Consider the following 22,337-nt stretch of genomic DNA (forward strand, 5'->3'; position numbering starts at 1 on the left):
AAGCTGAAAAGCTGAAAGCGGGAAGCTGAAATGGGTCAGCGCTGGCGGCGTTTGCGCCAGGCGGCGAAGCCGAGCATCGCGAGGCCGGCGAGGGCGGCGTAGGTGGAGGGCTCGGGGACGGCGCTGAGGGAGACCGAAGCGATCGAGAGGTAGCCATTGCCCAGGTTGGACGTGTCCCAGCCGACCGAGCCGGTGAAGCCGCTGCCGCTGTAGTTGATGGCGGCGAAGGAGCCACCGATGGAGGTGGGCGAGCTGAAGAGCTGGAAGGAGTCGCCGACCTGTGGGGTGTATCCATTGTAGCCCGACAGATTGAGGGTGCCGGCGAGGGTGATGGTGCCGGTGGCGACGATCTGGTCGAAGGCGGTGCCGGGTGTGCCGCCGGTGCCATTGGCGGCGAGTTCCATGGCGACGATGGCGGCGCTGTTGAGCACGAGGTTGCCGTCGACGGTGACGATGCCGGGGCTGTTGCCGGGGGCGAGGGTGCCGGCGAAGTCGAGGGTCTGGCCCGCGGCGAGGTTGACCGTGCCGGCGCCGGAGAGGGTCTGGCCGGAGCCGAAGGCGAAACCAGACGTCTTGGCGGTGAGATCGAGGATGCCGCCGGTGCCGAGGGCGACACCGGAGCTGTTGGCGAACGTGCCATTGGCGCCGAGAGCGAGGGTGCCGCCGGAGATGGTGAAGGCACCGTTCATGGTGTTGGCGGCGTTGAGGGTGAGCGTGCCGCTGCCGGACTTGGTTAGGTTGCCCGAGCCGGAGAGGACGCCGGAGACCGCGCCGGCCTGGCCGTTGGTGTCAAAGGTGGAGGTGGTGTTGCTCGCGAGGGTGACATTGCTGGCGACGGTGAGGCTGTGGGTGCCGTTGGATTTGAGGGTGCCACCGGCGAAGTTGACGGTGGCGGTGCCGGCGCCGGAGCTGAGGGCGGTGGCGGTCGCGTCGCTGACGACCAGGGTGCCGCCGGTGTTGAGGTTGAGCGTGCCGGTGGAGCCGGCGTTGTTGGCGATCAGCAGGCGATTGCTGGTGACGGTGCTGCCGTTGCCGATGGTCAGCTGGCCGGTGCCGGAGTTGCCGACGACGAGCCGACCGTTCGTGGTGAGCGCGGAGCCCATGCCGGACAGGTTGACCGTGCCGTTGCCGGTGGCGGAGTTGCCGAGGTAGGAGTCGGAAGTTTGGCTGAAGGTGGCGGTGCCGCCGTCCTGCAGGTTCAGCGTCCCGGTGCCGGAAGACGCGACCCGAAGGCGGCCGCCGGACGTGAGGTTGGAGCCGGAACCGTTGACCGTCACGGTGCCGTTGGCGCCGGCGTTGGTGCCGATGGTGAGGTAGTTCAGACTGCTCGTTGAAGTAAGCGCGTAGGTTCCCCCGGCGGTAACCGTCAGCGACCCCGTGCCGTTGATGCCGATGTCGTTGAATGCCCCGGTATCGGTGAGGGTGGCGGTGTTGCCGGAGACGGTGGCGACGCGGTCGTCGATGTCTGATGCGGAAACGAGGTTGCCGCCGGTGACGTTGATCGGTCCGGTCGAGGTGAAGGTGCTGATGGTCAAGGAGCCGGACCCGGTCTTGGTCAGGCTACCGGAACCGTCGAGCGTGCCGGAGAGGGTGAGGTCGCTGGTGTGATTGAAGGTGAGGGTGCCGTTGTTGGTGATGCCACTCGCGCCGAGGGCGGCGGTCCCGCCGTTGCCGATGTGCAGACCGCCGGCGGCGACGGTGAGCGTGCCGGTGGCGGCGGAGCCTTGGGCGAGGGTGAGCGTGCCGGCGCCGGATTTGGTCAGGTTGCCGGTGCCGGCGGTGCTGCCGGCCACGGTCAGGGTGGTGCCGTCGCCGACCTCGAAGGTGCCACCGGCGGCACCGATGGCGACGCCGCGATTGGCGTCGAGCGTGAAGGTCGCGGTGGTGTTCAAGGTGCCGCCGTCGAGGGTGAGGTGGCCGGCGGTGGCGGTGCCCGGGGCCGCGCCCAGCAGGGCGTCGGAACCGATGACCAGGCTACCGCCGGCGACGGTGGTGCCGCCGGTGTTGGTGGTCGTGCCGGTGAGCGTGAGGCTGCCGGTGCCGGTCTTGGCGAAGCCGACGGAGCCGACGTTGAGGTTGTTGAAGGTGGCGGCACCGCCCGTGGCTTGGGTGGTGTCGAGGCCCAGGCGCGATCCGCTGGCGAAGGTGGCGTTCTGGTAGACGGTGGAGATCTCCGCAGTCGAGAACGAGGACGTGCCGCCGATGCCGACGGCGAGGGTGGCGCCGCTGGCCACGTTGAGCTTGGCGGCGTTGGTGGCGTTGACGGCGCCACCGAGGAACGCGGTGGGGGTGTCGTAGCGCACGGTGCCGGCGAGGATGTCCAAGGTGCCGGATCCGCTGGTGGTGCCGGTGAAAGCGAGGGTGCCGACGCCGGTCTTCTGCAGGTTGGTCGTGCCGGTGCTCAGGCTGTCCAGGGTGGCGATGCCGCCGGTGGCGGAGGTGGTGTCGAGGGCGAGCTTGGCGGTGGCGCCGAAGCTGGCGTTGGCGGCGATGGTGCTGATGTCGGCGGCGGTGAAGGAAGCGGTGCCGCCGACGCCGAGGCCGATGGCGGTGCCGTTGGCGGCGGAAACGCGGGCCGCGGTGGTGGCATTGACGGTGCCGCCGTAGAACGCGTTGGTGGAAGCGAAGGTCAGGTTGCCGGCTTGGACGCTGGTGTTGCCGGTATAGGTGTTGGCGCCGGCGAGGGTGAGGGGGCCGGAGCCGTTTTGCGTGACCGAGCCGGAGCCGGAAATGTTGTTGGCCGCGGTCAGGTTGTCGGAGCGGTTGAAGGCGAGGGCGGCGTTATTGACCACCGCGCCGGTGCCAAGGGTGCCGGTGGTGCCGCCAGCGCCGACCTGGAGGGTGCCGGCGCTGATCGTGGTGGTGCCGGTGTAGGTGTTGGCGCCGGTGAGGATGAGCGAGCCGGCGCCGGCTTTGGTGAGGGCGAAGTTGGCGGCACCCGGGCCGAGGGCGCCGCCGAAGGTGTTGGTGCCGGCGATGTCGAGGGTGAGGTGTCCGCTGTTGCCGCCGAAGCTGTAAACCGTGCCGGTGCCAGTGAGACCGGCGAGGGTGAGGGCGCGGTTGGAGAAATCGAGAATGGAGCCGGATTCGAGGTCGACGGTGGAGGCGGCGGCGAGGCCCTGGTCGACATGGGTGGAGAGGACGAGGTAGGCGCCGGTCTTCACGTTGGTCGGGCCGGTGTAGGTCTGCGCCTTGTCGAAGCGCAGGATGTAGCCGTCGTGGGTGAGTCCGCCGGAGCCGGAGACGACGCCGAGGTAGGAATAATCATTGGACCGGTCGAAGACCACGGTGCCGTGGTTGGTGATGTCGCCGGTAACGTGGCCGGTGGGGGAAATGGTGAGGGTGCCGGCGGAGACGGTGGTGCCGCCGGTGAGGGCGTTGGTGCCGGACAAGGTGAGGTTGCCCGCACCGCTCTTGGTGAGGGAGCCGGTGCCGGAGACGCCGCCGGCGTAGGTGCCATCGCCGGCCTGGTTGAAGACGATGGCGCTGTTGTTGGTGATGTTGCCCTGGAGGCTGGTGGTGTTGCCGGTGAGGGTGCCGGCGGAAACGGTGGTGCCGCCGGTGTGCGTGTTGGTGCCGGTGAGGGTGAGGTTGCCGGCGCCGGCCTTGGTGAGGGCGCCGGTGCCGGAGAGGATGCCGGCGTAGGTGCCGGCGGTGGCTTGGTCGAAGACGACGGCGCTGTTGTTGGTGATGTTGCCCTGGAGGCTGGTGGTGTCGCCGGTGAGGGTGCCGGCGGAGACGGTGGTGCCGCCGGAGTAGGTGTTGGCGCCGGAGAGGGTGAGGTTGCCGGTGCCGATCTTCGTGAGGGAACCGGTGCCGGAGATGACCCCGGTGAGCGTGTGGTTGGCGGCGTCGCCGGTGCTGAGGGTGGCGGAGCCGAGGGCGATGGCACCGGTGCCGGTGGTGTCGAGGTCGGCGATGGTGACCGAGTGATCATTGAGGTCGAGGGTGGCACCCGAGGCGACGTCCACGCTGGCGGTGGAGCCGAGCACCGTGGAAGCGCCGAGCGTGAGGGTGCCGGCGGAAACGGTGGTGCCGCCCGTATAGGTGTTGTTGCCGGACAGCGTGACGGTGCCGGTGCCGGCCTTGGTGAGCGAGCCGGTGCCGGAAACGATGCCGGCGTAGGTGCCGGAGGAGGCCTGGTCGAAGACCACCGCGCTGCTGTTGGTGATGTTGCCCTGGAGGCTGGTGGTGTCGCCGGTGAGGGTGCCGGCCGAGACCGTGGTGCCACCGGAGTAGGTGTTGGCGCCGGATAGGGTCACGTTGCCGGTGCCGGCCTTGGTGAGGGAGCCGGTGCCGGAGAGGATGCCGGCGTAGGTGCCGGAGGAGGTCTGGTCGAAGACCACGGCGCTGCTGTTGGCGATGTTGCCCTGGAGGCTGGTGGTGTTGCCGGTGAGGGTGCCGGTGCTGACGGTGGTGCCGCTGGAGTAGGTGTTGGCGCCCGTGAGGGTGAGGTTGCCGGTGCCGGACTTGGTGAGGGACCCGGTGCCGGAGAGGATGCCGGCGTAGGTGCCAGTGGAGTCCTGGTCGAAGACGACGGTGCTTTCGTTGGCGATGTTGCCCTGGAGGCTGGTGGTGTCGCCGGTGAGCGTGCCGGCGCTGACGGTGGTGCCACCGGAGTAGGTGTTGGCGCCCGTGAGGGTGAGGTTGCCGGCGCCGGCCTTGGTGAGGGAGCCGGTGCCGGAGAGGATGCCCGCGTAGGTGCCGGTGGAGGCTTGGTCGAAAACCACCACGCTGTTATTGGCGATGTTGCCTTGGAGGCTGGTGGTGTTGCCGGTGAGGGTGCCGGCGCTGACGGTGGTGCCACCGGAGTAGGTGTTCGCGCCGGTGAGGATGGCGTTGCCGGTGCCGGACTTGGTGAGGGAGCCGGTGCCGGAAAGGATGCCGGCGTAGGTGCCGGTGGTGGCTTGGTCAAAGTTCACCGCACTGTTGTTCGTGATGTTGCCCTGGAGCGACGTGGTGGTGCCGGCCAGGGTGCCACCGGAAACGATGGTGCCGCCGGAGTGGGTGTTGGCGCCGGAGAGGGTGAGGGTGCCGGCGCCGGTTTTGGTGAGCGAGCCGGTGCCCGCGATGATACCGCCGTAGCCCACCGTTCTTCCGTTGGTGTCGATCGTGCCGTTGTTGTTCGTCAGGAGAATTCCCCGATTCGAATTGAGCGTGAAGGCCGCCCCGTAGCGCAGGGTGCCGCCGTCGAAGATGAGGTGTCCGGCGGTGGGGCTGTCCGGCGCGGTGCCGAAGTTGGAGTCGGCCACCACGTCGACCAACCCGACGCGAATCGTCGTGGAGCCGGTGTAGGTGTTGGCGCCGTAGAGCTGTTTGCCGCTATAGATGTCGCTGCCGATGATGAGATTGCCGGCGCCGGAAAGCACCCCTCGCTGGGCGGAATAGAATCCCTGGGACTGGCCGACCGTGCTCCAGTCGAGGGTGCCCGCGGCGATGTGGATGTTGTTGAACGCGATCGGATGCCAGTAGGTCAGCGCGAGCGTGCCGGTGCCCGACTTGGTGAAGTTGCCGGTGATGGCGCGGTCGTAGGTGAGGGTGGTGCCGCTGGCGACGTCGAGGGTGCCGCTGTTCGCGCCGAAGGTGAGGCCGCGGTTGCTGGACAGGGTGAAGTTGCCCGTGGTGGCGAGGGTGCCGCCGTTGAGAGTGAGGTGGCCGGCGGTGGCGGTGCCGGGTGCAGCGCCGAGGGCGGTGTCGGCAGCGATGGAGAGGCTGCCGGCGTTCAGCGTAGTGGCGCCGGTGTAGGTGTTGGTGCCGGTGAGGGTAACGGTGCCGGCACCGGACTTGGCGAGGGAGCCGCTGCCGGAGATGACGCCTGCATAGGTGCCGGCGACCGCTTGATCGAAGACGAGGGCGCCCTGGTTGACCACGTTGCCCGGGAGCGACGAGGTGGCGGCGGTGAGGGTGCCGGCGGAAACGGTGGTGGCGCCCGCATAAGTATTGGTGCCGGACAGAGTAAAGTTGCCGGTGCCGACCTTGGTGAGCGAGCCGGAGCCGGAAAGGTTGCCGGCGTAGGCGGAGCTGGTGTTGTTGTTGCCCACGGTCAGCGCGACGGCGGCGGTGGAACCGTTGCTGAGGGCGAGGTGATCGGAGCCGCTGAGGCCACCTACAGTGATGGCGGTTAGGGAGCCGAAGTCCACGGTGCCGCCGCTAAGGTTCAGGGTGGAATTCTGCAGGGTGTCACTCCGGCCCAGGGCGAGGGTGCCGGCGGCGGCGGTGGTGGTGCCGGTGTGGGTGTTGGCGCCCGCCAGGGTGAGAGTGCCGGTGCCGGACTTGGTCAGGGAGCCCGATCCGGAGAGGACCCCGGAGTAGGTGGTGGAGCTGTTGTTGCCGCCGACGTTGAGGGCCACAGCGGCGTCGGAGGCGTTGGTGAGGGCGAGGTTCTGGGAACTGCTGAATCCGCCGAGTTTGGCCGCGGTCAGGCTGCCGAAGCTGAGTCCGCTGGCCGTGGTGAGGGTGGACTGCTGCAGGGCGTCGGTGTGGTCGAGGGTGAGGGTGCCGGCGGCGATGGTGGTGTCACCGGTGAAGGTGTTGGCGCCCGCCAGGGAAAAGTTGCCGGTGCCGGCCTTGGTGAGGGAGCCGGTCCCGGAAAGGACGCCGGAGTAGGTGGTGGAGGTGTTGTTGCCGCCGACCGTGAGGGCGACGGCGGCCGGGGTCCCGTTGGCAAGGGCGAGGTTCTGACTGCCGGCGAGGCTGCCCAAAGTGGCGGCGGTGACGCCGTCGAAGGCGAGGCTGCCGCCGCTGAGGTCGACCGCCGCGCTTTGCAGGGCGTTGGCGTGGCCGAGGGCAAGGGTGCCGTTGGCGACGGTGGCGGCGCCATTGAAGGTGTTGTTGCCGGAAAGCGTTAGGGTGCCGGTGCCGGTCTTGGTGAGGGCACCGCCGGCCAGCAGGGTGCCGGAGTAGGTGGTGGAGGCGTTGTTGCCGCCCACCGTGACCGCCACGCCGGCGGCGTTGTCGTTGGTGAAGGCCAGGGTGCTGGATCCGGCGAGTCCGCCGAGCGTCGCCTCGGTCAGGTTGCCGAAGGTGAGAGCGCCCCCGGTCAGGTTGACGGTGGAGTTTTGGGCGGTGAGCGTATCACCGAGGCCGATACTGCCGGCGCTGACGGTGGTGTCGCCCGTGCGGGTGGAGGCTTGGGCGAGAGTGAGCTTGCCGGCCCCGGTCTTGGTGACCGAACCGCTGCCGGACAGCGCGCCGGCGTAGGTGCCATCCGTCGCCTGATTGAAGATCACGGCGGCGTTGTTCGCGATGTTCCCCTGCAGAGAGCCGGTGTTGCCGGTGAGGGTGCCGGCGGACACGGTGGTGCCGCCCGCGTAGGTGTTGGTGCCCGTCAGGGTGAGGTTGCCGGTGCCGTTCTTGGTGAGCGAACCGCTGCCGGACAGCGCGCCGGAGTAGGTGGTGGAGGCGTTGTTGCCGCCGACGGTTAGTGCGATGGCGGCGGCGGAGTCGTTGGTGAGGGCGAGGTTTTGGGAACCGGCCAGGCCACCGAATTGCACGGCGGTCAGGTTGCCAAGCGCGAGGGTGCCGCCGGCGAGGTTGGCGGTGGAGTTCTGCAAGGCCGTGCCTTGGCCGAGCGTCAGGGTTCCGGCGGACAGGGTTGTGTCGCCGGTGAAGGTGTTGGCGCCGTTGAGGGTGAGCGACCCGGTGCCGGTCTTGGTGAGTCCGCCGGCGCCAGCGATGATGCCGTCGTAGGTGAGGGTGGTCGCATCGGCCGTGTTAACGGTGCCGCCGGAGGCCCCCAGAGCGATGCCGCGGTTGGCGGCGAGAGCCAAGGAAGCGGTGGTGGCGAGGGTGCCCCCGTCAAAGGTCAGGTGTCCGGGGGTGGCGGAACCGGGCGCCGCCCCCAAGGCGGAGTCGGCGGCAATGGACAGCGTGCCGCCAGAGAGTGTGGTGGAACCCGTGTAGGTGTTGCTGCCGGTGAGGGTCAGCGAACCCGCTCCGGCCTTGGCGATGGCGAAGTTGGGATGATCGCTGCCGATGACCCCGGAGAAGGTCTGGTTCTGGCCGGTGGCGGTGTTGATGGTGAGGACCCCACTGCTACCGCCGAAGCTATAGACCGCGCCGGAGCCGGTGAGACCGGCGATCGTGGTGGCATGGTTGGAGAAGTCCAGGTAGCCGCCCGCGGCGATATCGACGGTGGTGGTGGCGGCGAGGCCCTGGTCGACATCGGTTGCGAGGACCAAGTAGGCGCCGGACTTAATGTTGGTGGGCCCGGTGTAGGTCTGGGCCTTGGAGAACCGGAGAATGTTGCCGTCCTGGGTGACGCTGCCGGTGCCGCTGATGACTTGGTCGAAGGTGACGTCACCGGAGCGATTGAACACGAGGGCGGCGTTGTTGGTGATGTTGCTGGCCACGGACCCGGTGGTGCCGCCGTTGCCGATGGTCAGAGTGCCCGCGGCGATCGTGGTGCCCCCGCTGTAGGTGTTGGCGCCGGCGAGGATCAGGTGGCCGTCGCCGGACTTGGTGATCGCCTGCGTGCCGGTCAAGATGGTGTTGAACACGGCGGTATTGCCGCTGTTGACCGTGATTTGATCGAGCGCCGTCAGGGCACCGCTATTGAAGGTGATGTCGTTGGAGCTGACGGTGATCGACGCGACGTTGATCGTTCCGCTGACGGAGAGGGTTTTCGAGAAGGTGCTAGAATCGATTGAGAAGACCGCGTGCGAGCCGGAGGAGAAGGCAAACGAAGGCCCTGAACCGGAGGCGAACGGCGACCAAATTTCAGTGGTCAGGTCCCACGTGCCGTCGGTCCCCTCCCAATACCACGTGGTTTGGGCGGACAAGGAACAACCGCCCGCGAACAGTGTGGCTAGGAAAGCGTGGCGAATCGAGGGAAGGTGGGAGTGACGCAGCAAGGTCATGGCGAGACGAAGGTGGGAGGGGGGCGAGGGGCAGCCGAGTGGACAAAGGACCGGGCCTTTTGGCCGGTTGCATTGGTCGAGCTTGTTCTTCGGATGGCCGGAGCAATCCCGGTCATAGGACAGGACCGAATTGGACCAAATAATGTCCGATTTGGACCGCTTGGCTGCGGTGTTGTCCTGCGGCTCCCGCCCGTTACTTGTCTCGATTTTCTACCCTCATTTCTGGCCGCCATGTTTGCATCCCATCCGTTTTGGAACGCTTCGGTTTTGTGTCTGATGATTGTCGACGGCCCTGGCTGGAAACTGGGTAACCCGATCTACTTGGATCGTTTTGGCAACGGCGCCGATGCTCCCGCCGCGTGGACGAAGCGCTTGGGCTTGCAGGAGGAGGGAAATGCTTTGGCCTGGCTGGCGCGGGCGGACTTGCGAGCCGCGCCGCTGGTCGCTGCGGCGACGCTGGGCGGCGAGCGACGTTGGTGGCGCCTGCGGGTGCTCGCGCGGGCGCCTGAGCACGGGACCGAGGCGTGGGTGATCGATGTGGAGGACGTGACGGTCGCCCAGGAGACGATCGAGCGAACTCGATTGGAGGGGCAGCACTTTCACGCGTTGATCGAGCGTTCGGCGGAAGGGATTTCACTGTTCGATACCGGCGCGAACATCCTGTGGGAATCTCCCTCCAATAAACGCATCCATGGCTGGGAGAGCTGGGAGATGGAGGGCAAAAACCTCTTCGACTTCTGCCACGAGGACGACCTCGCCCGCGCCATGCCGCGCTTCCACCACCTCGCGCAGGCCCCGGGCATCGTGGAGACCGAGGTGGTGCGCTTTAAGCACAAGAAGGGTCACTGGATTTACCTCGAGGGCACGGTGATCAACGCGACCGACGACCCGCGCGTGGGGGCGTTGGTGAACAACTTTCGGGAGGTAACCGGACGCCTCGAAGCCGAGCGCGAGTTGCGCCGGGCCAAGGACGCGGCGGAGGAGGCACACCGGTTGCAGCAACACTTCCTCACCAACCTCACCCACGAATTCAAAACCCCGCTCACGCTCATCCGCGGGCCGTTGCTCGATCTGGCCGAGGGACGGGTCGCGTTGAGAGATGCGGGCGGCGTGGTCGGGCGCGTGCTGCGCAATGTCGATCGGTTGGGCGGGTTGATCACCGAACTCATCGATTTGGCGCGGCTCGACGCGGGCACCTTCGCCATGGCGGTGAATCGTCACGATCTGGTGGAGTTTGTGCGGGCCGAAATTGATGCGATCACGCCCGCCGCGGCGGCCAAGGAGGTGCGGGTCGACCTGGTGGCGCCGGCGGTGTGTTCGGTCTTCTTTGATCTGACCAAGCTGGAAAAGGTCGTGATCAACCTGCTGTCCAACGCCGTGCGCTACTCGCCGGAGGGTGGGGTGGTGGCGGTGTGTATTCAAGAAATGGAGACTGAGGCAGGCGCGTCGCCGGAGCGGGTGCGGGTCGAGATCCGCGACGAGGGACCGGGCATGGACGAGGCGACGCGGTTGCGGGTGTTTGAGCGTTTTTTCCAGGCCGACACCAGCATGGCGCGCAGTCATGAAGGCATGGGCATCGGCCTCGCCCTCGCCCGCGAGATGGTGGAGATGCACGGCGGAACCATCGGGGTGGCGAGCGAGCCGGGCCGGGGCAGTGTGTTTTACTTCGAGTTGCTGCTGGGGTGTGAGCACTTCGACCCCGACGATATCGACACGGCGGCGGGCGCGGAGCCGCGACCGCACACGGTGGGGGGCACGGCGGCGACGGCGAAACCGGTGGGATTGGTGGAGTTCGCGGCGCATCGACCGCGGCTGCTGTTGGTGGAGGACAACGAGGACATGCGCGCCTACCTGCGCATGAACCTCGACCCCTACTACACCGTGAGTGAGGCGGTCGACGGGCAGGAAGCGTTGACGAACTTGGAGACGCACGCGCCCGAGATCATCGTGTCGGATGTGATGATGCCGCACGTGGACGGGCTCGAGCTGGTGCGCCGACTGAAGGCCACGCCGCGTTGGCGGGAGGTGCCGGTGCTGCTGCTCTCGGCGAAAGGTTCGGTCGATCACCGGGTCGAAGGGCTCGAAGCGGGTGCCGACGACTACCTCGCCAAACCCTTTTCGGTGGCCGAGCTCCTGCAGCGCCTGCGTTCACGGGTGCCGTGGGGCGTGGAGGCAGAGGTCAATGGCAGCGCCTGGCGCGAGGCGCTGGAAGGCTGCATCGCGGCGCATTTGCCCGAGGTGGATTTCGACGTCGCTGCGATGTCGCGACATCTCGGATACAGCGAGCGGCAGCTTCGTCGACGCGTGCGGGAACACTTCGGGCAGTCGCCCGCCGAGCTGTTGCTGCGCCGCCGCTTGGAACGCGGCCGCGAACTCATTGCCGCCGGCCGGCACCACACCCGGGCGGAGGTCGCCTATGCGGTCGGCTTATCGCCCGGATATTTTTCGCGTCGCTATCGGCGGGCGTTTCCCGACAGCGAGCGCGGGTCGCTTGTAATGTAATACGTTACAAGTGCGGTCAGCCGGTTTTGACCGGACTCTTGATGAATTTGGCCAGGACGAGGCCGATGGTCAGGGCGCCGACCGTCATGTAGACGAGTTCGGTGAGCTGCCAATCGATGGACTTGTGCCACCAGATGGTGTCGCCGAGGCGGGCGCAAAAGGCGCCGGTGAAACCGGCCAGAGTGACAAATCCGACGCGGGCGCCGTAGCCGCTCTTTTTGCAGATTTGTTTGAGCAGGGCGGCCAGCAGCAGGGCGTAGGCCCAGCCGTGGAAGAAACCGGCGGCCATCAGCCCTGGGGCCATGGGGGTGAGGCCTTCGCGGTGGATGTGCACGGTGGCGACGGGTCCGCGGCGCATGAGTTCCTGCGCTTCGGCCATGTTTCCCATGCCGGGCACAAAGTAGGTGCCGCTCTCCGGGAAGGCTTCGTTGAGCATCGGACCGACGTCGGTCGGAGCGGATTTGAGCACGCGGGACGGTGCGCCGGTCACGGTGTAGAACACGGCGCCCCAGACGAAGAACGCGAGCGCGGCGAGAAAGGAACCAAGGATGATCGATTTCATGACGGGGTAGGGGGGTAGGCGATCTGAGCCCGCGCGGTCAGGCAAGGGCGCAGCGTAATCGAACCGGTTTGCGTGAGCATCAAAGCATCAAACCCCGCAGGGCCTCCACCGACGCGCGATGGGCGGGCAGGGCGGCGAGGGTGCGGGGGGAGTTTGCTTCGATGGCTTGCTCGAGCACCAAGAGCGGATCAGCTCCCCGTTCGTGCAGAGCGTTCAGGATCGCCGGATAGTCGAGGTCGCTGATCGGTTGAAAGACTTCGTCCCAGATGCCGCCGGTTGATTGGCGGAGGTGGACTTCGACGACGCGGTCGCCGTAGAGGCGGATGGCGTCCATGACCGCGAGGTTGGAGTCGCCGCAGCCGCGATAGATCCAGTGCGCATCGAAGCAAAACTTCACCACGGCGGGGTCGGTCGCCGCGAGCATGTGGTGAAACTCGCGCGCGCCGAGGCGCAGCTCGGAGTCGTGGTTGTGGTAGGCGAGGGTGAGACCCTCGGAGGCGAGGCCTTGACCGAGGTGGTTGAGCGCCTCGCCTTGGCGACGGATCTCGTCGTCGGTCTTGTTTTCCGGTCCACCCCAGGTGATCGGTCGCGGGTTGGTGACGACGATGCGGGTGTTGGCGACATCCCGGGCGCGGGTGGCGATACGCAGCACTTCCGCGATGCTCGCTTCGACGGCGGCGGGTTCGTGCAGGACGCTGTTCACGTAGATGGATGCCATGCGCACGCCGTGAGCGTCGAGCGCGGCGGCGTAGGCGTCGACGAGGTCGATGGACTCAAGATTCGGTTCGAGACTTTCGATCCCAGCCGCGGCGACGGCGGTCGCGGCCGCATCGAGGTCGGCGTAGAAGTCGCGACCGTCACGCTGGTCGAAGGTGAACCACGGGTAGGTGTTGCAGGCGAGGGGCAGGGGCATGGGGGGACGGGGATTGGCGGTGACGGATTGACTCTTCGCGGCGCTGGTGAGCACCACCGCGATCGATTGGTGGAGAAAGTCGCGACGCGTGAGGGGCACGGGAGGGAGCTGACCGTAGTTGGTCCGCGGGGGCAAGCGAGGGGGGGGGACGGCGGACCCTCAACGGGATCCATCTGTCACGAATTTTCCTTCTGGAGCCGTAGCGGCGGAGCCTTCTTGCTCATTCGCCTATGCCCCTTTTGCAACGTTGGTATCGTGTCGTGACCGTGACGGCGCTCGTTTGGTGTTCTGTCGCCTCTGCGGCGGATGAGGCTCCGGCCCCGCTGAACCGGTGGTTCTTCAACAACGACGCTTGGGAACTGCAGGCGGTGGATGGGCAGGATGCGATGGTATATGTCGGGGCCGAGGATGCGCCGCAGCTCCGCAGTCGCGGCGAGATGGGCGACAACCTCGTGCAGCTGAGCTACCGCCTGCCGGCTGGCGCCGAGGGTCGTGCGGTGCTGATGATGCATGCGCGTTACCCGGTGCCGCTGACCGGCGAACCGGAGGTCTGGCACACCGTGCGGGCGCGGGTGCGTGGCTCGCGTTACGACGAGGCGAACAACAAGTTGCAGGACGCCATGATCCTCGACGCGGTGATCGACGGCGAGACGGTGTTGCACAACCAACTCTTTGCCAAGCAGGACGACGATTCGGAATACGAGTGGGAAAACGGCGAGGGGCCAACGACCCTGCTGGTGACGATGCCCGGCTTTGCTCTGCGCGACTTCGAAGTGCGCCGCGCCGACTTCGAGGCCGTGACCGTCCCGGAGGAATCCGGCGGCGAGAACAACTTTGGTGAGTTGATCGATTTTGTGGCCATGGGCCGCGACAGCTTCAGCAGCGTGGGCTGTGTGGAGTGCCATGCGGTGGGCCAGGACGATGCGTCGGTGAAGGCGGGGCCGAACCTCTGGGGGCTGTTCCGCAATGTGCCGCGCGACCGGGAAATCGCCGACCCCGAGGGCCATCGTTTTTCGGTCACCGCCAACGACACCTACCTGCACAACGCCGTGCGCGATCCGCAGTCGGAGCTGGCCATTGCCGAAAAAGCCCCGGCCATCGTGCCGGTGGGCCAACCCTTCTTTCCGGTCATGGTGCCTTACACGCCGGAGGTCGTCACCGACCAGCAGATCAAGGCGATCGGCGCCTACCTCAAGACGCTCAACCCGCCGTGGCAGCAGGGCCCGGTCGAATACTGGCTCACCGAGACCGGCCCGGAGGATTACGATCCCATGGCCGACCGTTTCCTGCTCCTCGTCGACCAGAAGGTGCGGGTGCAACGCGGCCCGATGTCGGGAGTATCCGGACGAGCGATACACGTGGGGCAGCCCAACCGCGTGCATTACACCTTTGACCCCCGCGTGCTGGGCATTGCCAAGCTCTGGCAGGGCGGCTTTCTCAACATGGCCGGCGAGTGGCGCAATCGCGGCGGCGGCGGTCTTAAGCCCGGCTACGAGAGCCGCGAGATCGGCCTCGGCGAGGACGGCGTGTTGATCGCGCCGCTGCATGCCTCGGGCGAGCCGGTCGATTTCTCCTTCAAGGAAGCCAAGTATGGCGACGTCGAGACGCGTCTGGCCTCGGCTTACAGTGAGATCGATCCGCTCGACCGCCTGGCGCAGGAGGACGCGGCCTTCCTCGGGTATGACCGCGATTCCGCCGATCTGGTGGCGTCACCGGTTTTCCACTACCGGGTGGGCCGTAATGACATCACTTTCACACTCGAGCTGGCCGGCGACGGCGCGACCACGATCACGCTTGGCGGCCACTGGCCGGAGGCGCAGGCCTTCCAGCTTGATGCCGCGGTGCTGACCGGCCTGGAGGTTTCGGCCGGAACGGTCAGCGACGGAGTCTGGACGCTGCCGGCGGGCACGGCGCTGCCGGTCACCGCGACGGCTCGCATCGCGGTTGTCGACGATCCGTGGCGGCCGGAGCCCAGCACCTTTGTGGATCGGGTGCAGCCGCTAGAGATCGCGCCGGCCACGGCCGAGCTGCCGGCGGGTTACACCGTCGAGGATTACCTGCCGCCGCTCGACAACTACGGACGGGCCCTGCTCTTCGAGGCGCTCGGTGTGGACCTCGCACCTGACGGCACGCTCGTGGTCGCCACCCGCACCGCCGGCATCTGGCGCATCGTGGACGGCCAGTGGCACCAGTTTGCCGAAGGTCTCTTCGACAGCCTCGGCGTGTTGAGTGAAGACGAACATGGCCTGGTCGTGGTCGCCGGTCACAAGAGCGGCCTGTCCCGCATCAGCGACACCAACGGCGATGGTCTGGCCGATCGCTACGAAGTGCTCACCGACGCCTTCAGCTACCATGGCAACTATCACTCTTACGTGCACGGTCCGGTGCGCGATCCGGCGACGGGCGACTACTTCATATCGATCAACTTGGCGCACAACACCGACAACGGTTACTACAACGCCGACGGCCTCTACATGGGCACGGCAGGTGGCTACCGCGGTTGGATGGCGCGGGTGCCCAAGACCGGCGGTTTCGAGCCCTACGCCGACGGTCTGCGCAGCCCGGCGGGCCTGGCCTTCGCGCCCGACGGCCGCTTCTGGTATGCCGACAACCAAGGCGAATACGTCGGCACCTCGAAGATCTTCCTTATGCGCGAGGGCGGCTTCTTTGGTCACCCCGCGGGATTGATCGACCTGCCGGGCATGACGCCCGAGTCCCCGGAGATTCAGTGGGACGCCGTCAAGCACACCAAGGAGCGTGCCGTGGTGTTGCTGCCGCAGGTGAAGCTGGCCAACTCCCCTGGCAACATGGCCTGGGACACGACCGGCGGCGCCTTCGGACCGTTTGGCGGAGACATGTTCATCGGCGATCAGACCAAGTCCGTGCTCATGCGCGTCACCACCGAGGTGGTGGGTGGCATCGAGCAAGGCGTGGCCATTCCCTTCGCGCACAATCTGGAGTCGGGCATCATGCGCCCGGTGTTCCTGCGTGACGGCAGCCTGCTCCTCGGCCAGACCGGCCGCGGCTGGCAGGCCAAGGGTGGGCGCATCGCCAGCCTGCAGCGTATTCAGTGGGATGGAACGACCGTCGCGCCGGCCATTCGCGACCTGAAAGCGACGACGTCCGGTTTCAGCGTGCACCTCACGGCGGCCGCGCCGGCGGAGCTCGACGAGGCGGCCCTGCTGGCGGCGCTCTCGCTCGAATCGTGGACCTACCGCGACGCGCCGGATTACGGCTCGGATGAGCTTGGCACCCGCGACGAAACGATCACGGCGCTGACCCTGAACGAGGAACGCACCGTGCTTACCCTGACGCTCGGCACCACGCTACAACCGCAGGTGCACGAGATGCAGACGGCGCGCGTGTATCATCTGGTGCTCGACGGCGCGGCGCTGTGGGGTGAGGACGCTGCTGAGGAACCCGGATTGGAGGCCTACTACACGCTCTACCGCTTCGCTCCGGCGAACCAATGATCCGCCCCGTGCATGAGCCGCGGCGAAACCGATGCCCATCGTGAACTGAAACGTCTCGCGCTCTTGTGGGCGCGAGACCAGGGCTGGGAGATCGCCGCCGCCGAAGTGCGAGTGCCGAAGAGCGGCTACCGCGCCGACGCCGCGGCGATCGGGCGCGGACCGATGGCGAAGTGCGCCGTGTTCGAATGCAAACAGGCGCGGGCTGACCTCCTGAAGGACGCGCACGACGATGCGAAAACGCGGCGCCAACTGGCGGCACTGCTCAAGCGACGGGCGAAACTCGAAGGTCTGCTCGCCACCCACCGCCCGGACCTGCGGCGCGGCGAGTCCTTGTTTCCTGAATACGACGCGTGGGACTTTTCCGGCCTCGAGCACAAGGCTTACCACGACCTGTTGGCCGAGATCGCGACGGTGCAGGGTCGGGTGCTCGCCGGCACCAAGTTCTCCAAAATGCTCCGCTACCGCAGCGCCGATTTTCTCTACCTCGTGGTGGAGGACGACATTTTTGCGGAGACGGAGATTCCGGCGGGTTGGGGACTGCTCGTGCGGGTGGAGGAGGCATTGGAATTGCGGCGGGCGCCGGCGGCGCTGGATGCGGGGGATGTGCAACGACGTGCGCTGCTGGAAGCGATCGCGCTGAAGGCGACGCGAGTCTTGCTGCCGCTCACACCGCGTGATGAACCTGCAACAGAATGATGAGTGCCGAGTGGTCGGGGTTTTCTTGTGTCAAGGTGGTGACGAGTTTCGAGGAACTCGTGGCGACACCGTTTGCGGATGGCGTGAACGCATTGTGCTGGGCGCGACAGCTGGCGGGTGACTTCGTGGAAGTGGCTGCGCAGGTGGTCGCCGTGGCCGGCGACGATGGCATCACGACGCTCGATGAAGACGACCTGAGGGCGCTGACTCTGAGCGCGGCGGGCCGGGCGGCGCGCACCGCGCTCGTTGACGATCTGCGGCGACTCACCCGGCACGGACTGGAACCGTCGCTCGATTGCTTCAGTGCCTTGAAGCGCGACGAGACTGGCGGGCCGGTATCGACCGATGTGCAGTCGTGGCACGTCGACGCGGCGCCGGTGATCGTCGACACCTATCTGTGCAGCTACACAACCGCGGCAAGCGAAGGGTTGCGGCCGGAGGATGCGTTGTGGTGTCCGGCGATCCCGGAGGTGCGGGGGGCGTTGTTGCGCGAATACGGAGGGGCGGACGACGACGGGTTTGCCGCCTACCTGAGCGAACACTTTTACGATCTGCACTATGAAGCGGCGGGCGGCGCGGTGCCGTTTAACTTCGGATTCGGGAACCTGTGGCGGATCGCCAACCGATGTCCGGGCAGTCCCGTGCCACCGTGTGTGCACCGGGCGCCAAGTCCGCCGGTCGGTGCGCCGCCGCGGCTATTGTTGATCAGCTGATTGCGGTCTCAGGAAAAGGCTGGCCCCGCCAGCCGAAGTTCCGCCGAAAGGGAACGAAGGTTGGTAGCCCCGCTGGGAATCGAACCCAGATTAACGGTTTAGGAAACCGCGGTTCTATCCATTGAACTACGGGACCACTGTTGGCGGCGAAGAGAGGCGGACCGGCCGCGAAGCGCAAGCCGGAAGGCCCCGGGGCCTCAAGCCCGGAACGCGGTCGAGGTCGGGTCAGTCGTCGAGGGCCTGATCGATCGCGGCGATGAGGGTTTGGGCTCGGTCTTCGAAGAGTTGGAGTTCGGGGAGGTAGACTTTGTAGGAAATGAAGTGCCAGGTCGCGACGCGGTTGCGGTAGTCGGGATCGGTCAGCGCGTAGGGTATGAAGTCTTCGATGATGCCGTCGTGGATGAAGGCCGACCACCAGGGCTTGGTTTCTTTGAAGTAGGTGAAGTTGGCCATGAAGTCGTCGGCGCGGAGTTTGTCGTCGACGGTGATCTCGAGCTGACGCTCGACGTAGAAGGCGACGATTTCGCCAGCGAGCTCCTGGCGGTCGGCGGGCAGGGTTTCCTTGAAGTCATTGAGGAGTTCAAAGCCGCGGGTGTCGAAAGAGACCTCAGGGTAGCCGATAATCAGGAAGGCGTAGCCCTTGTTGGCGGCGTAGTCCTCGGCAGTGAGTTGGCCGGCGAGGACTTTCTCGGAAATGGGGGCGCGGACGTCGTAGAAGTCCTGCGCTGTTTTGATTTCCTCTAGGTCGTTGAGGAGGTCGGCTTTGACGGTGGCGAGGATCTGGTCGACGGCGGCGGCGGTCTTGCGGGCCTCGTTCCAGTTGTTGATCGAGACGGCGATGAGGATGCCGGCGACGACGAGGATGATTTCGCCCAGCGCGTAGCGGAAGTAACCGGATTTTCCGTCGGGGCTTGGGCCGGAGCCCGCGAGGCGTCGGAAGAGTTTCACGCGGGGAACGTGAGCAGGTTTCCGGCCGGGGTCAGGCTTGAATTCGAGAGTGGCTTAGATCGCGGATGCCGCCGGCGGCACTGCGGCTGATGCTGAGCGGCAGGATGGAAATTTTAACCACAGATTTCACAGATGGCCACAGATCTGGGAGGCAGAGCGTAAGGGAAGGATGGTTAACCGAAGGTAGCGCAGATGAAGCAGACGATGCGGACGCTGAGAGGCCACGGTGGTTAGAACGCTGATCTCCGCTGATGGGAGGAGCAGGGGTGAGCGGAGATTAGCGTGCTGCCTTCGTGACTTCACACAGGCAGGAAGGCCTTTGCCACATCACTTCCGAACGGACCGGGGTCGACGACCCCGGCTACAGTTGGCGGGTAGGCTGAATTTTTCGGCCTTGCATTTACTGCTTCTCAAACAGACGGACGGGGCCCATGGCGGTGGCGGTGAGGATGCGCGGAGTTTCGCCCGGGAGCAGGGTCACGGCGCGGGTGTCGCCGGGGACGACGAGGCCGCTGTTGCCGGGCGTGATGGCGGTGAACTTGCCTTGACCGTCGCCCTTAAAGAGGCGGCCGATGCTGCCGTCGAAGCGGCCCGTGGAAGGTTCCGGACCCCAGTCGTTGCCGGCGACGAAGAGGTCGGCGTAGCCGTCGCCGTCTAGGTCGGCGTGCACGAAGCCGTGGATGGGCGCCATCTGCGCGGCGGTGGGCAGGGGCTCGAAGACAAAGGTGCCGTCGGCCTGCTGCAGGTAGACGCCGCTACGGAGTTCGTTGGCTTCCAGTTTCATTGCCTTGCCGAGGAGCTCGCTGTCGAAGATGTCCTGCACCGGTGCAGCGGCGAAGCGCTCGAAGGTGCGGAACTGGCGCCGCATTTTGGCGAAGGAGTAGGAGAGCTTGCTGCGGCCGCGCATGGGATACAGCTGACCGTCGGTGTCGTATTGGGCTTCGAGGATTTCGAAGCTGCCCGAGCCGTCGAGGTCGCCGGCGAAGACGGTGGTGGGCTGCTCGGGGCTGGCCTTGTATTTGGTGTTGAGGCCGACGTTGCCGGCGAGGATGTCGGCGCGGCCGTCGCCGTTGAAATCGGTCACGGCCACGGCGCTCCACCAGCCGGTGCGGTCGGCGAGGCCGAGGGCGGCGGTGGCGTCGGTGAAGCGGCCGCCGTCGTTGGTGAAGACTTTCACCGGTCCCCACTCGATGGATACGACGAGGTCGGTGTCGCCGTCGGCATCGAGGTCGGCAAAGGCGGCGTCGGTGACCATGCCGAGATCGGCGAAGGCGGTGGTGTCGACGGCGGACAGGCCGTTGGTGCCGGTGGTGTAGAGGAAGGACTTGGGAGCCTTGGGCCACTCGCCGGGGATAGAACGGCCGCCGACGAAGAGCAGGTTGGTTCCATTGAAGGCCACGGCGTCGGTGCTGGTGCCATCGGTCAGCGTTTGGCCGAGGGTGAAGTTGCCCTTGCCGTCGCCGTAGTAGACGCGGTCGTGGAGCAGGGCGTCGCCTTGGGCGGGTTCGACGCCGCCGGCGGCGATGAAAAGGTCGAGATGGCCGTCGGCGTTGGTGTCGAGGAAGAGCGCGCCGGTATCATCGGCGGCGGCTTGCTTGGACCAGGGTTGGCTGGCGGCGGCGGTGAAGGAACCGTCGGCGGCGCCGAGGAAGAGTTGGCCGGCCTGGGCGCGGGCGCCGGAGATGAAGACGTCGGCGACCCCATCGCCGTCAACGTCGGCGGTGGCGACGGCGGGAGCGGTCTGGCCGAGACGGCGGGGGAGCAGACGCTGGCGGGCGAGTTCCTCCAGCGGGTAGGCGTCGCTGGTGTAATCGAGTCCGCGGGCGGCGGCGTTTTCGGTGTAGAGCGCGTCGGAGAGGTCGGCGTGCAACTGGGCGGGGGCGCGGGTGCCGTTGGCGGCAGGTTGGGTGAGCTGGATCAGGCGGTTGGCCGGCAGGTCGCTGAAGGTCTCGGTGGTGCCGTCGGGCCAGCGCACGGTGGCGGTCGTGATGGTGTCGTGCTCGCCGAGGCCGAAGACGATGGGGGCGAGTTCGGAGGAAACGACGCCGCGTTCGCCAAAGTGTTGGCGGATCTGGGTGCCGGCGGCGGTGGTGACGGTGATCTCGGTGCCGATGGCGTCGAGATTGGGGGCGCGGCCCTTGAGCTCGAAGACGACGCGATGACCGGTGGTGGTGTCATTGCGCATGACGGTGGGCGGGCCTTCGAGGTTGGCGTAGACGATGTCGAGGTCGCCGTCGTTGTCGAAGTCGGCGATGGCGCAACCGAACGAGACGCCGGTGTGGTCGAGTCCCCACTCGGTGGATACGTTGGTGAAGCCGAGGTCGCCGTCGTTGCGGAAGGCGAGGTTGGGCTCGGTGCGGACGGGGGCGTCGCGCCAGACGCGGGCGCGGGCGGTGAGGTTGGGGGCGACGTTCTGTTTGTCGACGAGGTCGGCGTCGACGAAGTTGCGCAGCATGCCGTTGGTGTAGAAGAGGTCGGTGCGGCCGTCGTTGTTGAGGTCGGCCATGCGGGTGGCCCAGGTCCAGCCGGTGGCGTTCATGCCGGTGAGGTGGGCGACCTCCTCGTATTTGTCGGTGCCGGTGCCGAGGTAGACGGCGTTCCACATGTATTGGGGAATGAGTTCGGCGACGCGTTCCATTTCCCAAAGGCCGCGGCCCATTTCCTCCATGCCGGTCATGAAGCCGGCGCGGGTCTGGTCGCGCATGTCGGCGACGATGAAGTCGAGCTCGCCGTCGTTGTTGAGATCGCCGGCGTCGGCGCCCATGGAGAAGTAGGTGACGTGGGGCAGGCGCTCGTCGACGACGTCGGTGAAGGTGCCGTCGCCGTTGTTGAGGTAGAAGCGGTCGGGGGTCTCGAAGTCGTTGGCGACGTAGATGTCGGGCCAGCCGTCGCGGTTGGCGTCGAACCAGATGGCGGTGTGGCCCTGGGACTTGCCCCAGATGCCGGCGTCGAGGGCGACGTTCTCAAAGGTCGGGTGACCGTCGGGCCCCGGACCGTTGTTGCGCATGAGGTAGTCGGGCTGGCCCTGGGGGCTGCGGGCGAAATCGAGGATGTTGGTGCACACGTAGGCGTCGAGGTCGCCGTCGCCGTCGTAGTCGGCGAAGGAGGCGTGGACGGAGGCGTCGCGGAGATCGAGGCCGTAGGCGGCGCCCATCTCGGTGAAGGTGCTGTCGCCGTTGTTGATGAAGAGGAGGTTGGGGGCGTCGAGACGGCAGAGGTAGATGTCAGGCCAACCGTCCTGATTGATGTCGACGGCGGCGGCGCCGGTCTGGCCGGCGGGATCGTCGGCGACGTCGACGCGGGCGACGGTGGCGATGTCGTAGAACTTGAGGGGGATGCTTTGGCGGTAGAGCGCGTTGGGGCCGTTTTTGGAGACGGCGTAGATGTCGAGCAGGCCGTCGCGGTCGAAGTCGGCCACGGCGAGGCCGGTCTCGAGGGCACCGAGGGTGTATTCGCGGAAGCGGTCACCCCACATGCGCGGGTCGTTGTAGAGGTTGGGCACGGTGAGCCCGATGGTGGCGGAATCGAGCGCGGTGAAGGCGGGACCGTCGGGGTCGGGGGCCGAGCGGTTGACGAGCGCGCTGACCCTCGGGGCGGCCGTGAGCGGTGCGGCGACGAGGGTGGCGAGGGCGAGGAGGGTAAGATTGCGAGACATGTCTGATGGATGATGGG

Annotated in this window: 9 protein-coding genes and 1 tRNA gene; 4 read left to right on the plus strand and 6 right to left on the minus strand. The window is 66.8% G+C overall.

Annotated elements, in window-relative coordinates:
- Positions 1–35: 35 nt before the first annotated feature.
- Positions 36–8,780, minus strand: coding sequence for a beta strand repeat-containing protein (locus AC0MRV_RS10010; protein ID WP_472764324.1), 8,745 nt, complete (start codon positions 8,778–8,780; stop codon positions 36–38).
- A gap of 309 nt (positions 8,781–9,089) precedes the next feature.
- Here AC0MRV_RS10010 and AC0MRV_RS10015 point away from each other — a divergent pair, with 309 nt between their 5' ends.
- Positions 9,090–11,360, plus strand: a complete 2,271-nt coding sequence (locus AC0MRV_RS10015) for a response regulator (protein ID WP_472764325.1) — start codon at positions 9,090–9,092, stop codon at positions 11,358–11,360.
- A 16-nt stretch (positions 11,361–11,376) separates the two neighbouring features.
- Here the strand turns inward: AC0MRV_RS10015 and AC0MRV_RS10020 are convergent, their stop codons facing one another.
- Positions 11,377–11,922, minus strand: coding sequence for a hypothetical protein (locus AC0MRV_RS10020; protein ID WP_472764326.1), 546 nt, complete (start codon positions 11,920–11,922; stop codon positions 11,377–11,379).
- Positions 11,923–12,001: 79 nt separating this feature from the next.
- A complete protein-coding gene (locus tag AC0MRV_RS10025; protein WP_472764327.1) occupies positions 12,002–12,970 on the minus strand; it encodes a sugar phosphate isomerase/epimerase family protein in 969 nt (322 codons plus the stop codon).
- Between the two features lie 95 nt (positions 12,971–13,065).
- On the opposite strand from AC0MRV_RS10025, the gene AC0MRV_RS10030 reads away from it, so the two are divergent.
- From AC0MRV_RS10030 to AC0MRV_RS10040, 3 genes are read left to right on the plus strand one after another with little or no spacing between them, the layout of a single operon-like run.
- The gene (locus tag AC0MRV_RS10030; protein WP_472764328.1) at positions 13,066–16,308 is read left to right on the plus strand and encodes a hypothetical protein; all 3,243 of its coding nucleotides are present in this window, start codon (positions 13,066–13,068) and stop codon (positions 16,306–16,308) included.
- Positions 16,309–16,320: 12 nt separating this feature from the next.
- A complete protein-coding gene (locus AC0MRV_RS10035) occupies positions 16,321–17,004 on the plus strand; it encodes a hypothetical protein (RefSeq protein ID WP_472764329.1) in 684 nt (227 codons plus the stop codon).
- Positions 17,001–17,717, plus strand: a complete 717-nt coding sequence (locus AC0MRV_RS10040) for a DUF1826 domain-containing protein (protein WP_472764330.1) — start codon at positions 17,001–17,003, stop codon at positions 17,715–17,717. The genes AC0MRV_RS10035 and AC0MRV_RS10040 overlap by 4 nt, the downstream gene beginning before the upstream one ends.
- Before the next feature lie 61 nt (positions 17,718–17,778).
- Here AC0MRV_RS10040 and AC0MRV_RS10045 read toward each other — a convergent pair.
- From AC0MRV_RS10045 to AC0MRV_RS10055, 3 genes are all read right to left on the minus strand, one after another.
- Positions 17,779–17,853: transfer RNA gene (locus AC0MRV_RS10045), tRNA-Arg, on the minus strand.
- 89 nt (positions 17,854–17,942) lie between these two features.
- Positions 17,943–18,665 carry a DUF6090 family protein gene (locus AC0MRV_RS10050; RefSeq protein WP_472764331.1) on the minus strand — a complete coding sequence of 241 codons (723 nt, stop codon included), beginning with the start codon at positions 18,663–18,665 and terminating at the stop codon, positions 17,943–17,945.
- A 400-nt stretch (positions 18,666–19,065) separates the two neighbouring features.
- Positions 19,066–22,320, minus strand: coding sequence for a VCBS repeat-containing protein (locus tag AC0MRV_RS10055; RefSeq protein ID WP_472764332.1), 3,255 nt, complete (start codon positions 22,318–22,320; stop codon positions 19,066–19,068).
- Positions 22,321–22,337 lie beyond the last annotated feature (17 nt).

The sequence above is a fragment of the Actomonas spartinae genome, from assembly GCF_051209155.1.
GTDB lineage: Bacteria > Verrucomicrobiota > Verrucomicrobiia > Opitutales > Opitutaceae > Actomonas.